This is a genomic window from Aeromonas sp. 1HA1 (assembly GCF_029237385.1).
Classification (GTDB): Bacteria; Pseudomonadota; Gammaproteobacteria; order Enterobacterales; family Aeromonadaceae; genus Aeromonas; species Aeromonas popoffii.
Window position 1 is genome coordinate 1 of the sequence record NZ_JAACGC010000227.1, and the last position, 544, is coordinate 544.

Genomic DNA, 544 nt, shown 5'->3' on the forward strand with positions numbered 1-544 from the left:
CCCTGATAGATGCCGTCACCCGGCCGCTTGAGGGCATCAACAACCAGCTGAACATGGTGAAGAACACCGCCAAAAGTGGCTTGGCCAATATCGCAGGCGGTGGGGCCGCCATGCTGGCCGGCACCTTAGCCATCCAGAATGCGCTGGCGCCCGCCATCGAAATGGACCGGGCGCTGGGCGAAGTGGCCTCGCTTGATGTCCATGAAAAGACCCTCAAACAGCTCTCTGACACAGCCCTGCAGTTTTCGGTGGACTATGGCGAATCGGCCAGCGCCTTTGTCAGAGCCTCCTACGATATTCAATCCGCCATCGCCGGGCTTGAGGGTAACGAGCTGCCCACCTTTGCCCGCGCCTCTGGCGTGCTGGCCAAGGCCACCAAGGCCGACACCGCCACCATCACCAACTACATGGGCACCATGTACGGCATCTTTGAGCAGCAGGCCAAGCGGATGGGCAAGGCCAACTGGGTGGAAGACGTGGCCGGCAAGACCGCCACCGCCGTGCAGATGTTCAAAACCACCGGCCAGGGCATGACCGACGCCTT

Annotated in this window: 1 protein-coding gene; it reads left to right on the forward strand. The window is 61.8% G+C overall.

The window, feature by feature from the left end:
- Positions 1-2: 2 nt before the first annotated feature.
- A partial coding sequence (locus tag GWQ22_RS21795; protein WP_345893654.1) for a phage tail tape measure protein occupies positions 3-544 on the forward strand: 542 nt, incomplete at its 3' end.